The sequence below is a fragment of the Faunimonas sp. B44 genome (assembly GCF_052655945.1).
The window spans coordinates 40,056-58,032 of sequence record NZ_JBQYEX010000015.1 but is presented as its reverse complement, the minus strand read 5'-3'; the positions used below and the strand labels follow the sequence as shown (position 1 = coordinate 58,032).

The 17,977-nt window shown below is 71.1% G+C and carries 19 protein-coding genes; 8 read left to right on the top strand and 11 right to left on the bottom strand.

From position 1 onward, the window contains the following. Positions 1–31: 31 nt before the first annotated feature. Positions 32–997 carry a PfkB family carbohydrate kinase gene (locus tag ACUN0C_RS17740; RefSeq protein ID WP_445467734.1) on the bottom strand — a complete coding sequence of 322 codons (966 nt, stop codon included), beginning with the start codon at positions 995–997 and terminating at the stop codon, positions 32–34. An 87-nt stretch (positions 998–1,084) separates the two neighbouring features. On the opposite strand from ACUN0C_RS17740, the gene ACUN0C_RS17735 reads away from it, so the two are divergent. Beyond that, the gene (locus tag ACUN0C_RS17735) at positions 1,085–1,855 is read left to right on the top strand and encodes an alpha/beta fold hydrolase (RefSeq protein ID WP_445467733.1); all 771 of its coding nucleotides are present in this window, start codon (positions 1,085–1,087) and stop codon (positions 1,853–1,855) included. On the opposite strand, the gene ACUN0C_RS17730 is transcribed toward ACUN0C_RS17735, so the two are convergent. Continuing rightward, positions 1,839–2,315 carry a YbaK/EbsC family protein gene (locus ACUN0C_RS17730; RefSeq protein WP_445467732.1) on the bottom strand — a complete coding sequence of 159 codons (477 nt, stop codon included), beginning with the start codon at positions 2,313–2,315 and terminating at the stop codon, positions 1,839–1,841. The two genes, ACUN0C_RS17735 and ACUN0C_RS17730, sit on opposite strands and share 17 nt — an antisense overlap. Before the next feature lie 93 nt (positions 2,316–2,408). Between ACUN0C_RS17730 and ACUN0C_RS17725 the strand changes: the two genes are divergently transcribed. Continuing rightward, a complete protein-coding gene (locus tag ACUN0C_RS17725) occupies positions 2,409–2,969 on the top strand; it encodes a hypothetical protein (protein ID WP_445467731.1) in 561 nt (186 codons plus the stop codon). Here ACUN0C_RS17725 and ACUN0C_RS17720 read toward each other — a convergent pair. Further along, positions 2,956–3,864: a metallophosphoesterase family protein gene (locus ACUN0C_RS17720; protein WP_445467730.1), complete on the bottom strand. Its 909-nt coding sequence runs from the start codon at positions 3,862–3,864 to the stop codon at positions 2,956–2,958. The genes ACUN0C_RS17725 and ACUN0C_RS17720 overlap by 14 nt on opposite strands. A 120-nt stretch (positions 3,865–3,984) precedes the next feature. Between ACUN0C_RS17720 and ACUN0C_RS17715 the strand changes: the two genes are divergently transcribed. After that, positions 3,985–4,440 carry an NUDIX domain-containing protein gene (locus tag ACUN0C_RS17715; RefSeq protein ID WP_445467729.1) on the top strand — a complete coding sequence of 152 codons (456 nt, stop codon included), beginning with the start codon at positions 3,985–3,987 and terminating at the stop codon, positions 4,438–4,440. Between the two features lie 7 nt (positions 4,441–4,447). Here ACUN0C_RS17715 and ACUN0C_RS17710 read toward each other — a convergent pair whose 3' ends face one another. Continuing rightward, complete coding sequence (locus tag ACUN0C_RS17710) at positions 4,448–5,437, bottom strand: glutathione S-transferase family protein (protein WP_445467728.1); 990 nt, start codon at positions 5,435–5,437, stop codon at positions 4,448–4,450. Positions 5,438–5,755: 318 nt separating this feature from the next. On the opposite strand from ACUN0C_RS17710, the gene ACUN0C_RS17705 reads away from it, so the two are divergent. Beyond that, a complete protein-coding gene (locus ACUN0C_RS17705) occupies positions 5,756–6,262 on the top strand; it encodes a GNAT family N-acetyltransferase (protein ID WP_445467727.1) in 507 nt (168 codons plus the stop codon). Here ACUN0C_RS17705 and ACUN0C_RS17700 read toward each other — a convergent pair. Genes ACUN0C_RS17700 through ACUN0C_RS17685 form a run of 4 tightly spaced genes read right to left on the bottom strand, consistent with a single transcriptional unit; the run spans position 6,259 to position 13,033 of the window. Then, positions 6,259–8,328, bottom strand: coding sequence for a hypothetical protein (locus tag ACUN0C_RS17700; protein WP_445467726.1), 2,070 nt, complete (start codon positions 8,326–8,328; stop codon positions 6,259–6,261). The two genes, ACUN0C_RS17705 and ACUN0C_RS17700, sit on opposite strands and share 4 nt — an antisense overlap. Continuing rightward, complete coding sequence (locus ACUN0C_RS17695; protein ID WP_445467725.1) at positions 8,325–11,105, bottom strand: DUF4159 domain-containing protein; 2,781 nt, start codon at positions 11,103–11,105, stop codon at positions 8,325–8,327. Before ACUN0C_RS17695 ends, ACUN0C_RS17700 begins: the two co-directional genes overlap by 4 nt. Further along, a complete protein-coding gene (locus ACUN0C_RS17690; protein ID WP_445467724.1) occupies positions 11,102–12,025 on the bottom strand; it encodes a DUF58 domain-containing protein in 924 nt (307 codons plus the stop codon). Before ACUN0C_RS17690 ends, ACUN0C_RS17695 begins: the two co-directional genes overlap by 4 nt. Positions 12,026–12,028: 3 nt before the next feature. Further along, positions 12,029–13,033: an AAA family ATPase gene (locus ACUN0C_RS17685; RefSeq protein WP_445467723.1), complete on the bottom strand. Its 1,005-nt coding sequence runs from the start codon at positions 13,031–13,033 to the stop codon at positions 12,029–12,031. Between the two features lie 152 nt (positions 13,034–13,185). Between ACUN0C_RS17685 and ACUN0C_RS17680 the strand changes: the two genes are divergently transcribed. Genes ACUN0C_RS17680 through ACUN0C_RS17670 form a run of 3 tightly spaced genes read left to right on the top strand, consistent with a single transcriptional unit; the run spans position 13,186 to position 15,603 of the window. Continuing rightward, entirely contained in the window at positions 13,186–13,752 is a 567-nt protein-coding gene (locus ACUN0C_RS17680) for a DUF1285 domain-containing protein (RefSeq protein ID WP_445467722.1), read from the top strand. Continuing rightward, complete coding sequence (locus tag ACUN0C_RS17675; RefSeq protein ID WP_445467721.1) at positions 13,745–14,395, top strand: CoA pyrophosphatase; 651 nt, start codon at positions 13,745–13,747, stop codon at positions 14,393–14,395. The genes ACUN0C_RS17680 and ACUN0C_RS17675 overlap by 8 nt, the downstream gene beginning before the upstream one ends. Continuing rightward, entirely contained in the window at positions 14,392–15,603 is a 1,212-nt protein-coding gene (locus tag ACUN0C_RS17670; RefSeq protein ID WP_445467720.1) for a CCA tRNA nucleotidyltransferase, read from the top strand. Before ACUN0C_RS17675 ends, ACUN0C_RS17670 begins: the two co-directional genes overlap by 4 nt. Here ACUN0C_RS17670 and ACUN0C_RS17665 read toward each other — a convergent pair. Together ACUN0C_RS17665 and hemF are read right to left on the bottom strand one after the other, a co-directional pair. Then, entirely contained in the window at positions 15,572–15,769 is a 198-nt protein-coding gene (locus ACUN0C_RS17665) for a DUF1059 domain-containing protein (protein ID WP_445467719.1), read from the bottom strand. The genes ACUN0C_RS17670 and ACUN0C_RS17665 overlap by 32 nt on opposite strands. Before the next feature lie 69 nt (positions 15,770–15,838). Further along, positions 15,839–16,732: an oxygen-dependent coproporphyrinogen oxidase gene (hemF, locus tag ACUN0C_RS17660; protein WP_445467718.1), complete on the bottom strand. Its 894-nt coding sequence runs from the start codon at positions 16,730–16,732 to the stop codon at positions 15,839–15,841. Between the two features lie 173 nt (positions 16,733–16,905). Here hemF and ACUN0C_RS17655 point away from each other — a divergent pair, with 173 nt between their 5' ends. Further along, a complete protein-coding gene (locus tag ACUN0C_RS17655; RefSeq protein ID WP_445467717.1) occupies positions 16,906–17,472 on the top strand; it encodes an HdeD family acid-resistance protein in 567 nt (188 codons plus the stop codon). 9 nt (positions 17,473–17,481) lie between these two features. On the opposite strand, the gene ACUN0C_RS17650 is transcribed toward ACUN0C_RS17655, so the two are convergent. Beyond that, on the bottom strand, positions 17,482–17,946 hold the full coding sequence (locus ACUN0C_RS17650; RefSeq protein ID WP_445467716.1) for a tRNA (cytidine(34)-2'-O)-methyltransferase: 465 nt from the start codon (positions 17,944–17,946) through the stop codon (positions 17,482–17,484). Positions 17,947–17,977: the final 31 nt, after the last annotated feature.

Here is a 17,977-nt window from a genome sequence, read left to right as displayed (position 1 = left end):
GAAACGCCAAACCGCCCGGCTGGCGGCCGCATCACTCCGGCTCGGCCGCACCGAGCGCCGCGGCGACGTCCGCCGCCGTCGGCGGATCACAACCGGCGCGGCCGCAGGTCAGCCCGGCCGCCGCGGCGGCAAAGCGACCGATTCCGGCAAGCGCCTCCGCCGAGAGCGCACGCAGATCGGCTTCGGTCCGGCAACCGGACGCGCCGATCCGCGCGAGCATCGCGGCCGTGAACGTGTCGCCCGCGCCGATCGTATCGACGAGAACGGCGGGCGGGTGCGCGTCGACCCAGGCCTCCGCGCCGGCGGTCATCAGCACGGCGCCGCGCGCGCCGCAGGTGAGCGCCACCAGGCTGCAGCCGTGGCGGCCGAAGAAGAGCGCCCGGGCTGCGGCGAGGTCGCCCGCTTCGACGAGATAGGCGAGGTCCTCCTCGCTGAGCCGGACGATCGCGGTGCGGTCGAGCAGGATGCCCAGCCGGTCGCGGTAGCGGCCGGGCTCCTGGATCGTGCCGGGCCTGATGTTCGGGTCGAGCGACAGGAGCGCGCCGCGTTCGGCGGCGGCGAGCGCGAGGTCCGCCCAGGTCTCGCCCTCCGGCTCGTCGGCGAGCGCGAGCGAGCCGGTGTGATAGATCGTGACGGAATGGGGAAGGGCGGCAGCGAGCGCGGCGAGATCGAGATCCCGATCGGCGGTGCCGGTGCGGTGGAAGCGGTAGGCGACCTCGCCGCTCTCGCTCCGTTCGGTGATGGCGAGAGCAGTCGGGCGCGGGCTCGCAGCCTCGAGGAGGACCTTCACGCCGGCGTCCCCGAGGCTGCCGCCAAGCAGGACGCCGAACGGATCCGATGCGATCGGACCGAGGAAACCCGCCGGCGCGCCGAGCCGGCCAAGCGCGAGCGCCGTGTTCCAGGGCGATCCGCCCGGGGCGGCCTCGAGCAGCAGGCGCCCGCGCTCCGTTCCGCGGACCGCGACGTCGACGAGGCTCTCGCCGGCAGCGACGATCATCGGCCGGGCCGCGCCGCAACCGCCGCCGCCTGCTTTCGGCGGCGCGGAGCGCTAGAGTGGAAGGATTGAGCGAGGGGGGAAGGTGCCATGGGCGAACTCTACGCGCTGGAAGGCGGTCGAGGCGAGGGGGCACCAATCGTGCTCCTGCATGGGGTTGGCGGAAGCCATCGCGCCTGGCGCAGCGTGGTCCCGCTGCTTGAGGAACACCGCAGGGTGATCGCCTACGACCTGCCGGGGCACGGCAAGTCGGTCGCCTATCCGCGCACCGGCAATGCCGGGGTGGCGGCGAAGGCAATCCTCGCCGACCTCGACGCCCGCGGAATCGCCTCGGCCCATCTCGTCGGCCATTCCATGGGCGGGGCGGCGGCGGCCCTCGTCGCGCTCCGCGCGTCCGAGCGGGCCGCCTCGCTCACGCTTCTCGCGCCGGGTGGCTTCGGGCCCGAGATCAACCACAGGCTCCTGCGCCGCTATGCCGCGGCGCACGAGGCCGGCGAGCTGACCGTGCTGCTCGAGCAGTTCTGCGGCTGGGAGCGGCCGCTGCCGGACGGCATGGTCGCGGAGGCGGCCGCGCTGCGCGCCGCCCCGGGCCAGACGGAGGCGCTCGTGGCGATCGTCGAGACGCTGATCGACGGAACGCTGCAGAGAACGCTCCCGGTCCAGGATCTCGGCCGGCTGCCGCTCCCGGTCGCCGTCCTGTGGGGCGAGCAGGACTGCGTGCTGCCCGTTCGCCAAGCCCAAGGACTTCCCGAAGGCATCGCCGTGGAGATCCTGCCCCGCGTCGGCCACATGCTGCCGGAGGAGATTCCCGACGAGGTGGCGAGACTGGTGCTGGGTGCCTCTGCTACCGCACCCGGATGATGGTCGCGGCCGCCGCCTGCCTGAGCGCGTCGGGCGCGGCCGAAAAGACCGCGTTCGGCTTGCCGGCGGCAGCCCAGACCGTGTCGTAGGCGAGGAGGTCCCCGTCCATGTAGGTGGCGACCGGCGCGGTCGCGCCGATCGGGGCCACGCCGCCGATCGCGAAGCCGGTCGCCTCGCGGACGGCCCGCGGATCCATACGCTCCAGGCTGTCGCCGACTTCGGCGGCGACCACCGCCTCGTCAACCCGGTTCGCACCGGACACGAGGATCAGCACCGGCGTGCCGCTCGCGCTTTTCCGGAAGATCAGCGACTTCACGATCTGGCCGACAGTGGTCCCGCAGGCGGCCGCGGCCTCCTCCGCGGTGCGCGTCGATTGCGGCATCTCGCGGATCTCGATCGGGAGCCCGGCCGAGCGGGCCGCCTCCCTCACGCGGTCGATGCTGCGGATTCGCTCCTGCATGTGAACTCCGGGCGCTTCGCACTGCGGCCGGTGGAGGTGCACCAGCCGGTGGCGTATTGTCAGGATCGCGGGACGGGAGCAAGCGAGGCGGGCATGAGCCAACAGGAAGCGAAGGGCGTGCGCAACCTGCAGAGCGCGATCCGCGAGGTGCGGATCGCCTATGCGGAGCGCAGCGACGTCATCGCCGAGCTGCGCGACACCGAGCGCGCCCGCCTCATGCTGCTCGAGGAGGCGCTCACCGGCGTCTTCGACGACCTGCCGGAGGGCACGGACGAGTTCTCCCTGACGGTCATTCCGGGCAATCCGCCCCGCTTCTGGGTGGACGCCACGAGCTTCGTCATGCTCGACCGCGACAAGCGGACCTACCGCTTCGTCAAGGACACCCGCCTCGGCCGCACCGTGCTCGCCGAGACCGCCGACGTGGATTCCGTCGCCGACAGCGTGACACGCTACGTGGCGGAGCGGATCGTCGAGCGCGACCAGGCGCTCGAGGCGGACTGGATGCTCCACCCGCCGAACAAGCCGGCGCCACCCGCGGCACCGCGCACCCGCTCGGAGGCACGCGGCATCCTCTGGGGCTTCGTCGGGTTCGGGCTCGGCATGGTGGCGGGGATCTTCCTGCTGATGGTCTACGCGCGGATCATGGCTTCCTGACCTCGAAGCTGGTCCGGGCCGTCTCGACCACCGTCGGTCCGCCGGCATAGCCGCGGTGGATGACGGTGAGGTCGAACCGCAAGCCGCTGTCCCTGATCTCGTGGAGCGCGTAGCCGCCGGCCTTCGCTCCGCCCACGATCGGGGCGCTGCCGGCCGGCACGCCGATCACGGGCACGATACCCTCGGGCCCGCGGATGGTCGTCATCGACCGGATGTGCTCGTGGCCGTGGAGCACGAGCTCCGCGCCTTCCCGCCGGATCACGCGCCGGAGCCGCGAACCGTCCGTCAGGCGCCGGAGCGTGGCGGCCGCATCGAGCAGTTTCGGCGGATGGTGGATCAGCACGACGCGGAAGAGGCCCTCGCCGCGCGCTTCCGAGAGGAGTGCCGCCAGAGCCTCCGCCTGCCGCCGGCCCACCCGGCCGGTGGCCATGAAGGGGGCCGAGGCGCGCGCGGACGACAAGCCGATCAGCGCGACATGGCCCTTCCGTCGCATGAAGGGGAACAGCGCCTCGTCGACGTGCTCCATGTCATCGCTGACCATCCAGGGCGCCCAGAGCGTGCGGAAACGCTGGTGGGCGCCCGGAACGTAGGCGTCATGGTTGCCGGGAATGGCGGTGACCCGGCTCGGGGGACCGAGATCCTCAAGCCAGCGCCGGGCGTTCTCGAACTCCTCGCGCAGCGCGATGTTGGTGAGATCGCCCGTCACCACGATGTGGTCCGGATGCTGCTGCCTGATGTCGTCGACAAGCCGGTCGAGATTCTCGCCGGTCATCGCGTTGGCGCGGTTGCGCCGCCAGTTGGCGTAGCCGACGATCCGCTTGGACGCGAGCTCGCGCAGCCGCGGCTGGGGCACCGGGCCGAGATGGACGTCGGAGATGTGGGCGATCCGGTACATTGCGGTTCCCGGCCTACCGGCGGAAGGCGTGACGAGCAAGCGGCGGGCCGCCACTTGGTTCCGTCCCCGGCGCCCGCGTGCTAGCCCGGACGGATGTCAGGCGGCCCACGGCTCACCATCATGGATCGTCTCGCGCAGAAGGCGGTGATGGCCTACGGCCGCGCCACCCGGGCGATGACGCTCGGGGTGCGGGCAATGCTCGTCAGGGACGGTCACATTCTCCTGGTCCGGCATTCCTACGTGCCCGGCTGGTACCTGCCGGGCGGCGGCGTGGAGCGCGGGGAAACGACGCTCGACGCCCTCGTCCGGGAGGTGCGCGAGGAGGCGGGGGCGGTCCTCGACGCGCCGCCAGTCCTCGTCGGCCTCTACCGCAACCGCAAGGTCGATCCGCGCGATCACGTCGCGCTCTATCTCTGCCGGGACTGGTCCCAGCCGCACCCCCCGAACCTGCCGAACCGCGAGATCGTGGCGTGCGAGGCGTTTGCGCTGGAGCGCCTGCCTCCGGACACGACGGCCGCGACGCGCGCCCGCATTGCGGAGTTCCTGGACGGCAGGACGCCCGGCCAAGACTGGTAGCGCGCCCCTACTTCGGCATGCCGAGCGCCGGAAAGCGATCGCGGTCGTGCGGCGCATCGAGGATCTGGTTCGGCCCGAGCGGGACGATTCCGGTCGGGTTTATCGTCCGGTGGCTGCCGTAATAATGCTGCTTGATGTGGTCGAAGCTGACGGTCTCCTTCACGCCGCGGATTTGGAAGAGATCGCGCAGGTATTCCGACAGGTGCTTGTAGTCGCTGATCCGCTTCCAGTTGCACTTGAAATGGCCGTGATAGACGGCGTCGAACCGGACGAGGGTCGTGAACAGCCGCCAGTCCGCCTCGGTGAGCTGGTCGCCCACGAGGAAGCGATGGTCGGAGAGGCCTTCGTCGAGTTCGTCCAGCGTCGCGAAGAGCTGGCGGAACGCCTCGGCATAGGCCTCCTGCGTCGTCGCGAAGCCGGCGCGGTAGACGCCGTTGTTCACGCTGCCGTAGACGCGCTCGTTGATCTCGTCGATCTCGGATCGGAGCGGCTCCGGGTAAAAATCGAGCGTGTCGTCGCCGAACCCGTCGAAAGCCGAATTGAGCATCCGGATGATGTCGGCCGATTCGTTCGAGACGATGGTGCTGCGCTCCTGGTCCCAGAGCACAGGCACCGTCACCCGGCCCGTATAGCCCGGCGCGGCCTTCAGGTAGACCTCGTAGAGCCGCCGCGCGCCGTGGACATGGTCGGGCAGGTCGTCGCTGAACGTCCAGCCCTCACTGCCCATGTGCGGCTCGACCACGGACAGGCCGATCGCGTCGGTCAGCTTCTTGAGCTTGCGGAAGATGATCGTTCGGTGCGCCCAGGGACAGGCCAGCGAAACATAGAGATGGTAGCGGCCGGGCTCGGCCTTGAAGCCGCCTTCGCCAGTCGGCCCGGCCGCGCCGTCGGCCGTCACCCAATTGCGGAATCCGGAGGGCGCGCGCTCGAAGCGACCGCCGCTGCTCTTCGTGTCGTACCAGGTATCGTGCCACTCGCCATTGACGAGAAGACCCATGCTTACCCCCTCGTGAGCATGGCCGAAGAAAGCGGGCTTCCTCCTTTCCGGCTCGTCAGAGCGGCCGCCTCGCAACGCGGCTCACCCGCTCCCCCGACCGTAGTTCGGTCGGTGCTGAACGGTTCCGCCCCGCTCGCGTTCCGCTTGTGGACGACGAAAGGTCGTGTTACGCGCGCCCCATGGTCCACGAGAGCCGCACCCGAATCGCGCGACGACGGCGTCACCCGGCGCTGCGATGCGGCGCATCCCGTTTTCTCACCGGCGGTCCCGCGGCCTGAATTCCGCACGTCGCCGGACACCTTCTCCGCGCGGGCGACCATGACCAGACCAAACGACGCAATCCGCCCCGAGCGGCCCGACGACGAGGCCGCGATCGAGGCGCTCCAGAAAGCCGCCTTCGGCCCCGGCGCCTATGCGCGGTCGGCCTTCCGCGTACGTGAGCAGGCGCCGCACGATCCCCGCCTCTCCTACGTCTCCGAAACCGACGGGCGGCTGGTCGGGTCGGTGCGGCTGACGCCGATCGCCATCGGCGAGGCTCGCGGCTATCTGCTCGGCCCGCTGGTGGTCGACCCCGCCTACAAGAACCTGGGTTACGGCAAGGCTCTCGTCCGACACGTCCTCGGCTGCGCCGCCCAGGCCGGCGAGCGGTTCGTGATCCTGGTCGGCGACCCGCCCTATTACGCGCCGTTCGGATTCAAGCCGGTTCCCGGCGGGCGGGTTGCCATGCCGGGCCCAACCGACCCGAAGCGGATCCTGGTGGCGGAGCTCGTGCCTGGCGCCGGGGAGAGCCTCTCGGGCATGATCCGGGGGGCGGCGAAGACCTAACGGCCCTCGCGGTACCAGAGCGCGCCGAAGCCACCGACGAGCAGGGCGAGGCCAAGAAGGCCGCTCATGAGCGGCAGGCGGTCGACGCTCTTCAGGACCGACGCTTCGGAGCGGCGGAAGCCGATCCAGCCGTCGCCGGCCGCCGGCGCCCGCGCCGAAACGGACACGACCCGCGGGACGCTGATGCCGCCGCCGCTTGCGAGCCGTCGCACGGATCCGCGCGTCGCCTCCGCCATCGGTGCGAGCCGTTCGGTGGTGCTGATGACGTCCTGGAACTCGCGAGGATTGGCCGGGCCGACATGGGCGAGCGCCGTCAGGTCGCCGTCCTGGGCGCGGTGGAGCCCGATCGGGGCCTCCTCGACGACGGTCCGCCACAGGCCGGGCTTCGCCTCAGCCATCGTGGCCTGGCGCGTCTGGCCGAGCGGCCCGGTGAGTTGCACCGTCGGAGCGGCATCGGCGAGCGTCTGGCGTTCCACGATGAGCGTGCGGCCCTCCGCGCGCGCCGTCAGCGCCTCCTCCTCGAGCTCCGGCTCCTTCATCAGCCAATGCACGAGGCGGCGCAGCAGCGAAGCATGCGGGCCGCCGCCCTCGAAGCCGCGCGCCCACAGCCAGGCGTGGTCGGAGAGGAGCGTGGCGACCCGGCCCTTGTCCTCGCGCGCGAGCACGAGAAGCGGCCGCCCGTCGGGTCCCTCCATCGCCACCTCGCCCGCGATCACGTCGGCCTCGACGATACGGAACCAGCGGCTCCAGGCGGGCGGGTCGGATTCGGAGCCGGGCAGGTCCCGCGTGACCGGGTGGCGTGCCCCGGTGGCGCTCAGCGTCGCATGGTAGGGCTGCTCGTACATTTCGCCCGTCGGGACGGCCGGCAGGATAGAGCCGAGCGGCGTCTCGTAGAGGCTCGAGGGCGAGGCATAGTCGGGCCCGGCGGCGACGAGCACCGCGCCGCCGTCGCGCACGTAGCGGGCGAGGTTGTCGTAGTACATGATCGGCAGCACGCCGCGCCGCTGGTAGCGGTCGAAGATGATGAGGTCGAACTCGTCGATCTTCTCCGAGAAGAGCTCGCGGGTCGGGAAGGCGATCAGCGACAGCTCGTTGATCGGCGTGCCGTCCTGCTTCTCCGGCGGGCGCAGGATGGTGAAGTGGACGAGATCGACCGCGGCATCCGATTTCAGGATGTCGCGCCAGGTGCGCTCGCCGGCATGGGGCTCGCCGGAGACGAGGAGCACGCGGAGCCGCTCGCGCACCACGTCGATCTCGGCGACGGCGACGTTGTTCTCGAGCGCCAGCTCGTTTTCGGCTGCCTCGACCTCGACCTCCGCGATCGTCTTGCCCGCGTGAGTCAGCGGCAGGTCGAGCGTCTGCGTCTCGCCGACACCCACGGCGTCGACGGCGACCTCCACCCCGTCGATGCGGAGGCGGACGGTGACGGGGGTGCCGGGCGCGAGCGCATTGTCGATCACGCGGAATGCGATCGTCTGCGGTTCGTCGAGGATCGCGAAGCGGGGCGCCCGCTCGATCACGATGCGGCGGTCGCGTTCGCCCTCCTCGCCGGTGACGAGGACGTGCAGCGGTGCCGTAAAGCCGAGCGCGGCGGGATCCTCCGGCACGTCGTGGACGACGCCGTCGGTCACGAACACGGCGCCTCCGATCTGGTCGGCCGGCAGGTCGTCGACCGCCCGCGTGAGCTCCGAAAAGAGCTTCGTGCCGTCGCCGGCGGGATCGTCACCGGCGCGCACTTCCCGCACGTCATAGGTTCCGAGCGCCGCAAGCCGTTCCTTCAGCGTCGCCACGGCGGCCTCCGTCTGTCCGCGCCGCTCGCCGAGGCCCTGGCTGGCGCTCTCGTCGACGATGATCGCGACCGTGGACGGCAGCCCCTCGCGTTCCTCCTTCTGCAGGACCGGGTTGGCGAGGGCGAGGACGAGGAGCGCGCCGGCGACGGCCCTGAACCCCGTCCCGCGAATCCTCTGCCAGCCGAGGATGAGGACGACGGCCGCGAGCCCCGCGGCGAGCGCCATGATCCACGGCCAGGCGAGGACGGGCTCGAAGGCGATGCCGAACCGGTTCATTGGCCGAGGCGCTCCAGCAGGGCGGGGATGTGCACCTGGTCGGCCTTGTAGTTGCCGGTGAAGGAATACATCACGATGTTGACGCCCGTGCGGAAGGCCAGCTCGCGTTGGCGCGGGTCGGCCGGCACGGTCGGATAGAGATAGCGGCCGCCCCCGTCGATCGCCCAGGCGGCGGCGAAATCATTGCCGGTGATCAGGATGGGCGAGACGCCGTCGCCGGCGCGCACCGGGCGGTCCGGATCCTGCGGCGCGTCGCCGATGCTTTCCACCCACAGGTCGGAAGCGTTCCAGCGCCCCGGGAACTCGTTCAGCAGATAGAAGGCCTTGCCCAGCACGTGGTCGGGCGGGACGGGCTCGAGCGGCGGAACGCCGACGCGCGCGAGGATGTCGCGGAGCTTGTCCGTCTCCGGCGTGGCGCCGCCGGCGCCGGGTAGGATCGCACCGCCGGCGTCGCGGGTGTCGAACAGGATGGTGCCGCCGTTCTTCATGAAGCCGTCGATGCGGGCCATGACCTCCGGGGCAGGCACCTCGGCGTCGGCGTCGATCGGCCAGTAGACCAGGGAGAAGAAGACAAGCTCGTCCGTCGCGAGGTCGATCGCGATCGGCTCGCCCGGCTCGAGGGCGGTGCGGCTCGCCAGATACTGGCTGAGACCGTCCAGCCCGGCCCGGCTCGTCTCGTCGATGTCGGAATTGCCGGTCAACACGTAGGCAAGCCGCGTCTGGAGCGTGCCGGCAAGCGCCGCTTCGTCGGCGGCGTCGGCCTGCGCGCTCGCGCGTTCGCCGCCGAAGGCGAGCATGGCGGCGAGCGCGAGCCCGGCGGCATTCGCCAGGCGGCCCGTCAGGCGGCCGGACAGGAAAAGCACCGCGAGGCCGTCCAGGATCGCGAGGATGGCCGCAGCGGCGAGCAGATACGGCCAGAGCGGCTCGGAGCGGCCGGGCTCGAGCGCGCCCGTGGTGCCCGTCCATTGCAGGCGGGCCGGATCGAGCGGCGCGAGGATGGTGTCGGGACCCACGACGTTGAGCGCACGAACGGTGCCGTCGCGGTCGTAGAGGCCGGGGGGCGTGTCCGGTCCTGCTCTTGCGTCCAGAAGGGACGAGACCAGCTTCGCGTTCGGCCCCGGGGGCGCGAGCCGGCCGTAGCCGTCGAGAGTCTCGACCGGCCGCCACGGCTGCGCGGAGCGGTCGTCGACGGCCTCGTCGGCAGCGCTGCCGCGGGATTCAACGGTGCCGGCGGCACTTACGATGGCCGTCAACATCTCGACGAACGCGCCGGAGATCGGGAGGTTGGACCAGCCGGGCTCGGCGGTGACGTGGAAGAGGATGGTCCTGCCCTCGCCGATCCGCCGCGCGGTGACGAGCGGGGTTCCGTCGCGGAGCTCCGCCCACACCTCGGCATCGGCGAGCGCGGTCGGCTCGGCGAGGATCTGGCGGTTGACGAGCACGTCGGCAGGGACCGCGATGCGCCCGAAAGCGCCGGCGGCGGGGAAGCTCCCGATCGGCTGCGGCTCCTCCCAGGAGAGCGAGCCGCCGAGCGCGCGTTCGCCCTGCCTGAGCGCGACCGGAAGCAGGCGCGGATCGCTGCCGCCGATCTGCGAACTCGCGAACCGCACGAGCGTGCCGCCGGCTTCCATCCAGCGCAGCAGCGCATCCGTGGTCTCCGGCGGCAGATTGCCGGTGGCGGTGAGCACGATCACGGAAGCGCCACGCTGGATGAGCGCCTCGAGGCTGGCGCCGGTGCTCGGCGCGTTGGGGCGGAGCAGGTCCGCCCGCGGCTCCAGCGCCCGCTCCACATAGGTCAGCGGCGACAGCAGCGGCTGGGCGCGCTCGGTCGCCTCGCCGACGACGAGGCCCACCGTCTTGCGCCGCCAGTTGCCGTCGAGGAGTTGGACGGCGCCGGCGCTCGCCTCGCCCGTAATAGCGATCCGGGCGAGCGCGTTGCGGAGATCGGCCGGCAGATCGATCCGCCCCTCAGCCTGGTCGGCGCCGCCGAAGGCGATTCCCGTCTCGACGATGCGCCGGCCCTCCTCGTCGAAGCCGGCGAGGACTGCGCGCTCCACCGCGCCGACCCGGATCACCGGGATGCGGACCGCATCGGCGGCGTTCTCGGGCGGCAGAAGGGCGATCACCGGGCGCTCGGAGCTGAGCAGCCGGCCGGAGCGTCCGACCGTCGCGAGCACGCTCGCCAGATCGGCCGCGCCGCCATCGTCGATCGTGCCTGCGATCCACAGGACGTCCATGGAGCCCGCGCCATGAGCATTGGCGATCCGCGCCGCCGCGGCCGCCCGATCCGGTAGATAGGGCCGGGGCACGAGCGCGGCGAGCCGGCGCGCCGCCGCCGAGGCTTCGGACGCCGTGACCGGCTCGGCCCGTTCCGCGGTCGGCACGAGCGCGACGGGGCGGCCGTCGCGCTGCGCCTCGGCGATTGCCGCCTCCGCCACTCTTATGCGGTCGGCAAAATCGGGCGCGGCGTCCCAGCCGTTGTCGAGGACGATGAGCAGCGGCCCCTCGCCGGGGGCGAGCCGCTCGTCGGGCCGCAAAGCGGGCTGCGCCAGCGCGACGATGAGGAGCGTCACGAGGAGGAGGCGGAGGGCGGTCAGCCACCAGGGCGTCCGGCGCGGCGTGTTCTCCCGGTCCTCCAGCCCGAACAGGATCCGCGTCGGCGGAAAGACGACGCGGAGCGGCTTCGGCGGCGTCAGCCGCAGGATGAGCCAGATCACCGGCAGCGCGGCGAGCGCGGCAAGCATCCAGGGGGCCAGGAAGCCGATCGAGCCGATCATCCGGAGACCCGCTGCCGGCCGGGCAGACTCTCCACCGCCGGCCGGCCGCCCACGAGCCGTCCCTGCAGGAAGAGCAGGCCTTCGGCCGCAGGACGATCGGTATGGTGGACGCCGAAGGAGAATCCCGCCTTGCGCGCGGTTTCAGCCATGGCATCGCGGTGGGCGGCGAGCCGCGCCCGATAATCGTCGCGGATCGCGCCCGCCCGCTCGGTGATCCAGGTCGCTCCGCTCTCCGGATCCCGGAACTCGAGCCTGCCCTCGTAGGGGAAGGCCTCCTCGGCCGGGTCGAGCACCTGGAGGAGGTGGAGATTGGCGCCGCGGCCGGCCACGTCGCGGATGCGGGCGCGCATCGTCTCCGCCTCGCTCAGGCAGTCGCTGATCACGACCACCTCCGCGAAACGGCCGATCCGGTCCGTGTCGGGCCATTCCCGGGGCGCGTCGGCCTGCAGGAGCGCGGCCGCCATGCGCTCGGCCGCGTCGCGGCCGATCCGGGGCTCCACGAGCCCGGGCAGGCCGACGCGCTCGCCGCCGCGGCCCAGCATGTCGGCGAGCGCGAGCATGAGGATGATCGCCCGGTCGATCTTCGAGACGGGCGAGAGGCGGGAGTGGAAGTCCATGGAGGGGGAGAGATCGGCCCAGAGCCAGATCGTCTGGGAGGCCTCCCACTCGCGTTCGCGCACATAGAGATGGCGGTCCCGCGCAGAGCGGCGCCAGTCGATGCGCCGCGCCGGCTCGCCGCTCACATAGGGCCGGAACTGCCAGAAGGTCTCGCCGGGGCCGGGCCGGCGGCGGCCGTGGACGCCCAGCATGACGTTGGCGGCGACGCGCCGCGCGTCAACCAGCAGTTCGGGCAGGCGCGCGGCCAGCGTCCGCGCCGCGCCGACGCGATCCCGGATGCTGGTCGGCGCCGTGCTGGCCATCGGCTAGAGGTTCGTCCCCACGGCCCGCGCAATCAGGTCGCGAACGCCGACCCCGTCGGCGCGAGCGGCGAAGGTTACGGCCATGCGGTGCTGGAGCACCGGGATGGCGAGCGCCTCCACGTCGTCGAGGGAGGGTGCGAGACGGCCGCCGATCAGCGCGCGGGCGCGCACGCCGAGCATCAGCGCCTGGCTCGCGCGCGGGCCGGGGCCCCACGCGATCTTGTCGGCGATGTCGGGCTGCGCCTCGCCGGGCCGGACCGAGCGGACGAGGCGGAGGATCGCCTCCACGACCGCCTCGCCGACCGGCATGCGGCGGACGAGGGCCTGGATGTCCATCAGCTCGCGTGCGGAGAGCACCGGCTTGGCGGCGGCCTGGGTGGCGCCGGTCGTCTCGAACAGCATGCGCCGCTCGGCGTCGATGTCGGGATAGAGCACGTCGATCTGCATGAGGAAGCGATCGAGCTGGGCCTCCGGCAGCGGGTAGGTGCCCTCCTGCTCGAGCGGGTTCTGCGTCGCAAGCACGTGGAAGGGACGGGGCAGGTCGTGCGGCTGGCCGGCGATCGTGACGTGGTACTCCTGCATCGCCTGCAGGAGCGCGGACTGCGTGCGCGGGCTGGCGCGGTTGATCTCGTCGGCCATCAGCAGCTGGGCGAAGATCGGGCCCTCGATGAAGCGGAAGCTGCGGCTGCCGTCCGGCGCCTCTTCGAGCACTTCGGCGCCGAGTATGTCGGAGGGCATCAGGTCCGGCGTGAACTGGATGCGTCGGGCGTTGAGGCCGAGGACGGTGCCCATGGTCTCGACCAGCTTCGTCTTGGCGAGGCCCGGAACGCCCACGAGGAGACCGTGGCCGCTCGCGAAGACGGTGATGAGAGCCCGCTCGACGACTGTCTCCTGGCCGAAGATGACCTCGCCGATCGCGGTCCGGACCTCGACGAGACGCGCCGCGGCGTTCTCGGCCTCCCGCACCACGCTATCCGGATCGATCGGGAGGGTGTCGATTGCGCTCATAGCGGACTATCCATAGATCAGCGACCATCCTGATGTGGTGCACGAACCGTGCCGAGGACAGGTGTTGTTGTTGTGCGGAGCGATTGTGTCAGGGCGCGGGCAGAACGGAAATCACTTTCGGGCCATCGCCGGCGCATGTCAGGGGTGAGATCGTGAGCGGACCGACGCTGCCCGCCGGACTTGCGGCGCTCGTCGAACGGGCGGGCTCGGCCGCGCCGGAGCGCCCGGTCGAGCGGTGGGATCCGCCCGATTGCGGCGATATCGACATGCGGATAACCGCCGACGGAACCTGGCACTACATGGGCGGCCCGATCGGACGCGAGGCGCTGGTCCGGCTGTTCGCCTCGGTGCTTCGGCGCGAGCCGGACGGCCGCTACGTGCTGGTGACGCCCGTCGAGAAGCTCGGCATCCGCGTCGACGACGCACCGTTCGCCGCCGTCGAGATGGCGGCCGACGGGGAGGGGCGGGCGGCGCGGCTGACCTTCCGCACGAATGTCGGAGATGTCGTCACGGCCGGGCCGGATCACCCGCTCCGCTTCGCGCTGGAAGCGGAGACCGACGGCCTGAAGCCTTACGTCCTGGTGCGCCGGGGGCTCGAGGCTCTGCTGGCGCGCCCGGTCGCATTCGAGCTCGCGGAGCTTGCGAGCGCCCACGAGGGACGGCCCGGCGTCTGGTCGGGCGGCGCCTTCTTCGCCTTTCCCGAGGCCGCACATGGCTGAGCACGTCCGTTACGGCGCGGAGGATTTCCGCCGGCGCGTGCACGAGCGGCTCCTGCCGCATCCGGGTGCGGCCGTCGGCGACCACAGCCTCAATCCGGAGATCGCAGAGCTCTTCCACGGCGTCCCGCACCGGCCCGCCGCCGTGCTCGTGCCCGTGGTGGTGCGCGAGCCGCAGGCAACCGTCATCCTGACCCTGCGTACCGATACGCTCTCCTCGCATCCCGGGCAGGTGGCCTTTCCCGGCGGACGGATCGATCCGGACGACGACGGGCCGGTCGCGGCGGCGCTCCGGGAAGCGGAGGAGGAGATCGGGCTCGATCCGGCCTTCGTCGAGACGCTCGCGCTCGGCCCCGATTATCTGAGCGGGTCGGGATTCCACGTCGCCCCGGTGCTGGCGCTGGTGAGGCAGGGCTTCGCGCTCCGGCCGAACCCGCACGAGGTCAGGGACGTCTTCGAGGTGCCGCTCGGCTTCCTGATGGATGCCGCCAACCACAGGAAGGCGAGCCGCGTCTGGAAGGGTGCGACCCGGCACTTCTTCGAGATGCCGTACGGAGAGCGCTACATCTGGGGCCTGACGGCGGGCATCCTGCGCGTGCTCTACGAACGGCTCTACCAGGACGAACTGGCGGAGGCCGGCGAATGATCCCCTCGCTCGCCCGAGCCGACTTTCTCAAACTCGCTTCGACGCGAATGGCGCTTGCGGCGCTTGGCGCCGAGGACGGGCGCACCCGCGTAGTCGGCGGCGCGGTGCGCAACACGCTGCTCGGCCAGGCGGCCACCGACATCGACTTCGCCACCCAGCTCCGGCCGGAGGAGGTGATCGCGCGGGGCGAACGGGCGGGGCTGGAGGTCGTGCCGACCGGGCTCGCCCACGGGACCGTGACGCTCGTTGCCGGCGGGCGCCCCTTCGAAGTGACCACGCTGCGCGCCGACGTCGAGACCGACGGCCGCCGCGCCGTCGTGCGTTTCACCGAGGACTGGGCCGAGGACGCCTCCCGCCGCGACTTCACGATGAATGCGCTCTATTGCGGGGCGGACGGCATCGTCCACGACCCGCTCGGGGGCTACCCGGACCTCCTCGAGCGGCGGGTCCGCTTCATCGGCGACGCCGAGGACCGCATTCGCGAGGACTATCTCCGCATCCTGCGCTTCTTCCGCTTCTTCGCCTGGTACGGGCGCGGACGCCCCGACGCCGAAGGCCTCAAGGCCTGCGCCCGGCTCAAGCCGGGACTGGCGATCCTCTCCGCCGAAAGGGTATGGAGCGAACTGAAGCGCCTCTTCTCCGCTCCCGACCCGACGCGGGCGCTGCTCTGGATGCGGACGACGGAGGTCCTGCAGCGGGCCCTGCCGGAGAGCTGGGGCATCGATGCGATCCACCGGCTTGTCGGGACCGAACAGGCAGAGGGCTGGACGCCCGATACGCTGCTGCGGCTCGAAGCGGTGCTGCCCCCGCACCGGGCGCGGCTGGAAGCGCTCGCCGACCGGCTTCGTCTCTCCAAGGCCGAGGCCGCGCGGCTCCTCGCCTGGGCGGAGGCGCCGGAGCCGTCGGAGTCCCTTTCCGATGTCGAGCTGTCGAAGCTTCTCTACCGGACCGGCGTCGGGCCGATCGCCGACCGCCTCCGCCATGCACTCGCGCGCGAACGGGAAACGGCGCCGGAGAACGTTCCGCTCCGTCGATGGCAGCTGGCATTCCTTTCAGCGTGGGACCGGCCGACCTTCCCCCTTTCGGGCAAGGACCTGCTCGCCGAAGGCATGTCCGCCGGCCCGGAGATGGGCCGACGGCTGAAGCAGCTCGAGGAACGCTGGATCGAAAGCGGGTTCAGCCTCGAGCCTGCTGCGCTTCTTCACTGACCTCCTGGATCCGCGCCTTCGCGCGCTCCAGGAATCGCGGCGTGACGACCAGGTCGTGCGCCTGGCGGGCATGGCGGGCTTCGATGTGGAGGACGTCCTGGTCGGTATCCGCCTGCGCCTTGAAGTTGCAGCCGGGCACCAGATCACCGCACGAGATACGCTTCATCATTGGCTCCCTCGTTCTGGACAGTTTCCATTCTGGCACGCTTTGCAGCGGTTTTGCGGCGGCGGAATGTCACGGCCATCTGGCGAGCGGTGGCATGGACGAGAGGATGGAGGCGACGTTGCCGCCCGTCTTCAGCCCGAACACGGTGCCGCGGTCGTAAAGCAGGTTGAACTCGGCGTAGCGCCCGCGCCGGACGAGCTGCTCCTCGCGGTCGGCTTCGGTCCAGCGCGTCGCGAAATTGGCGCGCACCAGCTCAGGATAGACGGCCAGGAAGGCGCGGCCGACATCCCTCACGAAGGCGAAGTCGGCCTCCCATTCGCCGGAATTCAGGTAGTCGAAGAAGATGCCGCCGATGCCGCGCGGCTCGTTCCGGTGCGGCAACCAGAAATAGTCCGCGCACCAGTCGCGATAGCGCTCGTAATCGACCTGCGCGTGGCGATCGCAGGCAGCCTTCATGGCGCGGTGGAAACGGACGGTATCGGGATCCTGCTGCGTGCGCCGGCGGTCGAGCACGGGCGTCAGGTCGGCCCCGCCGCCGAACCACTGGCGCGTCGTGACGACCATGCGTGTGTTCATGTGGACGGCGGGCACGTGCGGGTTCTGCAGGTGCGCGATCAGCGAGATGCCGGACGCCCAGAATCGCGGGTCCTCCGACGCGCCCGGGATTTGCGTGCGGAACTCCGGCGCGAATTCGCCGTGCACGGTGGAGACATGGACGCCGACCTTCTCGAAGACCCGCCCGCGCATCACGGACATGACGCCGCCGCCCCCGTCCGCTCCGGAATGGTCCGCGCGCGACCAGCTCGTACGCTCGAAGCGGCCGGGCTCCCGGTCGGCCATCGGCACGCCGCTCGGCAGCTCGCGTTCAAGGATCTCGAATGCCGTGCAGATCTGGTCGCGCAGGCGCTCGAACCAGACCCGCGCCGCGCTCTTCTTCGCGTCCAGATCCTCCGGGAGGGACATGGCGTCCAGATCGGGACGGTATCGTGCCAGTGGGTTCTGCATGGAGCCGGGGTTAATCCATCGCCGCGCCGCGGGAAAGACACCCTTCAGCAACGGGGCGCAGCGCGATTGGCTCCGGCTGGGGGCACGGCTAGGCTGCGCGCCTGCCAAGGTGGCAGAGGGGGAGGGGTGTCATGGTCATCGCCAATGAGATGATGCCGTCGGGTGCTCCGGCGCGCGCGCTGCGCTCGCGCTGGGGCTGGTTCGTCGCGCTCGGGCTGGTTGCGATCCTCGCCGGAATGATCGCGCTTGCGAGCGTGGTGACGGCGACGGTCGCGAGCATTTTCCTGGTCGGCCTCATGATGATCGTTTCGGGAGTCTTCGAGGTGATCCACGGCTTCCAGATGAAGGACTGGAGCCGCTTCTTCCTCTGGATCGTCATCGGCCTGCTCTACATCGCCGCGGGCTTCATAGCGTTCTCCAATCCGCTGCTGGCCTCCGCGGTGCTGACGCTGATGCTCGGCATCGGCCTCATCACGGCCGGAATCGTGCGGATCGTGCTGGCCATGAACATGAAGAGCGGCTCGGCCTGGGGCTGGCTGGTCGCGTCCGGGATCATCACGCTGGTCCTTGGCGCGATGATCGTGTTCGGGTGGCCCGCCACCAGCCTCTACGTGCTCGGCATCTTCCTGGGCTTCGACCTGATCATCTCCGGCGCCGCCTGGCTCGCGATGGGCCTGGCGCTTCGCAAGCTCGCCTGACGGCGCGCGTCACGGCCGCGGGAGGTCGCCGATCTGGCGAAGCGCCTCGGCGACCGCTATCCCGGCCGCCACCGCAACGTTCAGCGAGCGGTTCCCCGCTGCGAGGGGAATGCGGAGCACCGCGTCCGCGCTTTGTTGGACCGGGAGGGGCAGGCCGGCGCTCTCCCGGCCGAGGAGGAGCACGTCGGACGGGGCGAAGGCGAAATCGTGCAGCGCGATCCGGCCATGCGTCGAAAGCGCGACGAGCCGGCGGCCGGCTGCGGTCCGCCACGCCTGGAACGCCGGCCAGTCCCTGTGCTCGCAGATCGTGGCCCGGTCGAGGTAGTCCATGCCCGCGCGCCGCAAGTGCCGGTCGGTCAACACGAAGCCGCAGGGATGGACGATGTGGACGCTCACGCCGAGGCAGGCGCCGAGCCGAATGATGGCGCCGGCGTTCTGCGGGATGTCAGGCTCTAGAAGGGCGCAGGCGACCATGGCGTAAACCTCTTGCCTGGACCGATCCCGC

Excerpts from the sequence above, each read along its gene's own strand:
- ACUN0C_RS17740 (WP_445467734.1), bottom strand. The coding sequence starts at position 997 with ATGATCGTCGCTGCCGGCGAGAGCCTCGTCGACGTCGCGGTCCGCGGA.
- ACUN0C_RS17735 (WP_445467733.1), top strand. The coding sequence starts at position 1,085 with ATGGGCGAACTCTACGCGCTGGAAGGCGGTCGAGGCGAGGGGGCACCA.
- ACUN0C_RS17730 (WP_445467732.1), bottom strand. The coding sequence starts at position 2,315 with ATGCAGGAGCGAATCCGCAGCATCGACCGCGTGAGGGAGGCGGCCCGC.
- ACUN0C_RS17725 (WP_445467731.1), top strand. The coding sequence starts at position 2,409 with ATGAGCCAACAGGAAGCGAAGGGCGTGCGCAACCTGCAGAGCGCGATC.
- ACUN0C_RS17720 (WP_445467730.1), bottom strand. The coding sequence starts at position 3,864 with ATGTACCGGATCGCCCACATCTCCGACGTCCATCTCGGCCCGGTGCCC.
- ACUN0C_RS17715 (WP_445467729.1), top strand. The coding sequence starts at position 3,985 with ATGGATCGTCTCGCGCAGAAGGCGGTGATGGCCTACGGCCGCGCCACC.
- ACUN0C_RS17710 (WP_445467728.1), bottom strand. The coding sequence starts at position 5,437 with ATGGGTCTTCTCGTCAATGGCGAGTGGCACGATACCTGGTACGACACG.
- ACUN0C_RS17705 (WP_445467727.1), top strand. The coding sequence starts at position 5,756 with ATGACCAGACCAAACGACGCAATCCGCCCCGAGCGGCCCGACGACGAG.
- ACUN0C_RS17700 (WP_445467726.1), bottom strand. The coding sequence starts at position 8,328 with ATGAACCGGTTCGGCATCGCCTTCGAGCCCGTCCTCGCCTGGCCGTGG.
- ACUN0C_RS17695 (WP_445467725.1), bottom strand. The coding sequence starts at position 11,105 with ATGATCGGCTCGATCGGCTTCCTGGCCCCCTGGATGCTTGCCGCGCTC.
- ACUN0C_RS17690 (WP_445467724.1), bottom strand. The coding sequence starts at position 12,025 with ATGGCCAGCACGGCGCCGACCAGCATCCGGGATCGCGTCGGCGCGGCG.
- ACUN0C_RS17685 (WP_445467723.1), bottom strand. The coding sequence starts at position 13,033 with ATGAGCGCAATCGACACCCTCCCGATCGATCCGGATAGCGTGGTGCGG.
- ACUN0C_RS17675 (WP_445467721.1), top strand. The coding sequence starts at position 13,745 with ATGGCTGAGCACGTCCGTTACGGCGCGGAGGATTTCCGCCGGCGCGTG.
- ACUN0C_RS17670 (WP_445467720.1), top strand. The coding sequence starts at position 14,392 with ATGATCCCCTCGCTCGCCCGAGCCGACTTTCTCAAACTCGCTTCGACG.
- ACUN0C_RS17665 (WP_445467719.1), bottom strand. The coding sequence starts at position 15,769 with ATGAAGCGTATCTCGTGCGGTGATCTGGTGCCCGGCTGCAACTTCAAG.
- hemF (WP_445467718.1), bottom strand. The coding sequence starts at position 16,732 with ATGTCCCTCCCGGAGGATCTGGACGCGAAGAAGAGCGCGGCGCGGGTC.
- ACUN0C_RS17655 (WP_445467717.1), top strand. The coding sequence starts at position 16,906 with ATGGTCATCGCCAATGAGATGATGCCGTCGGGTGCTCCGGCGCGCGCG.
- ACUN0C_RS17650 (WP_445467716.1), bottom strand. The coding sequence starts at position 17,946 with ATGGTCGCCTGCGCCCTTCTAGAGCCTGACATCCCGCAGAACGCCGGC.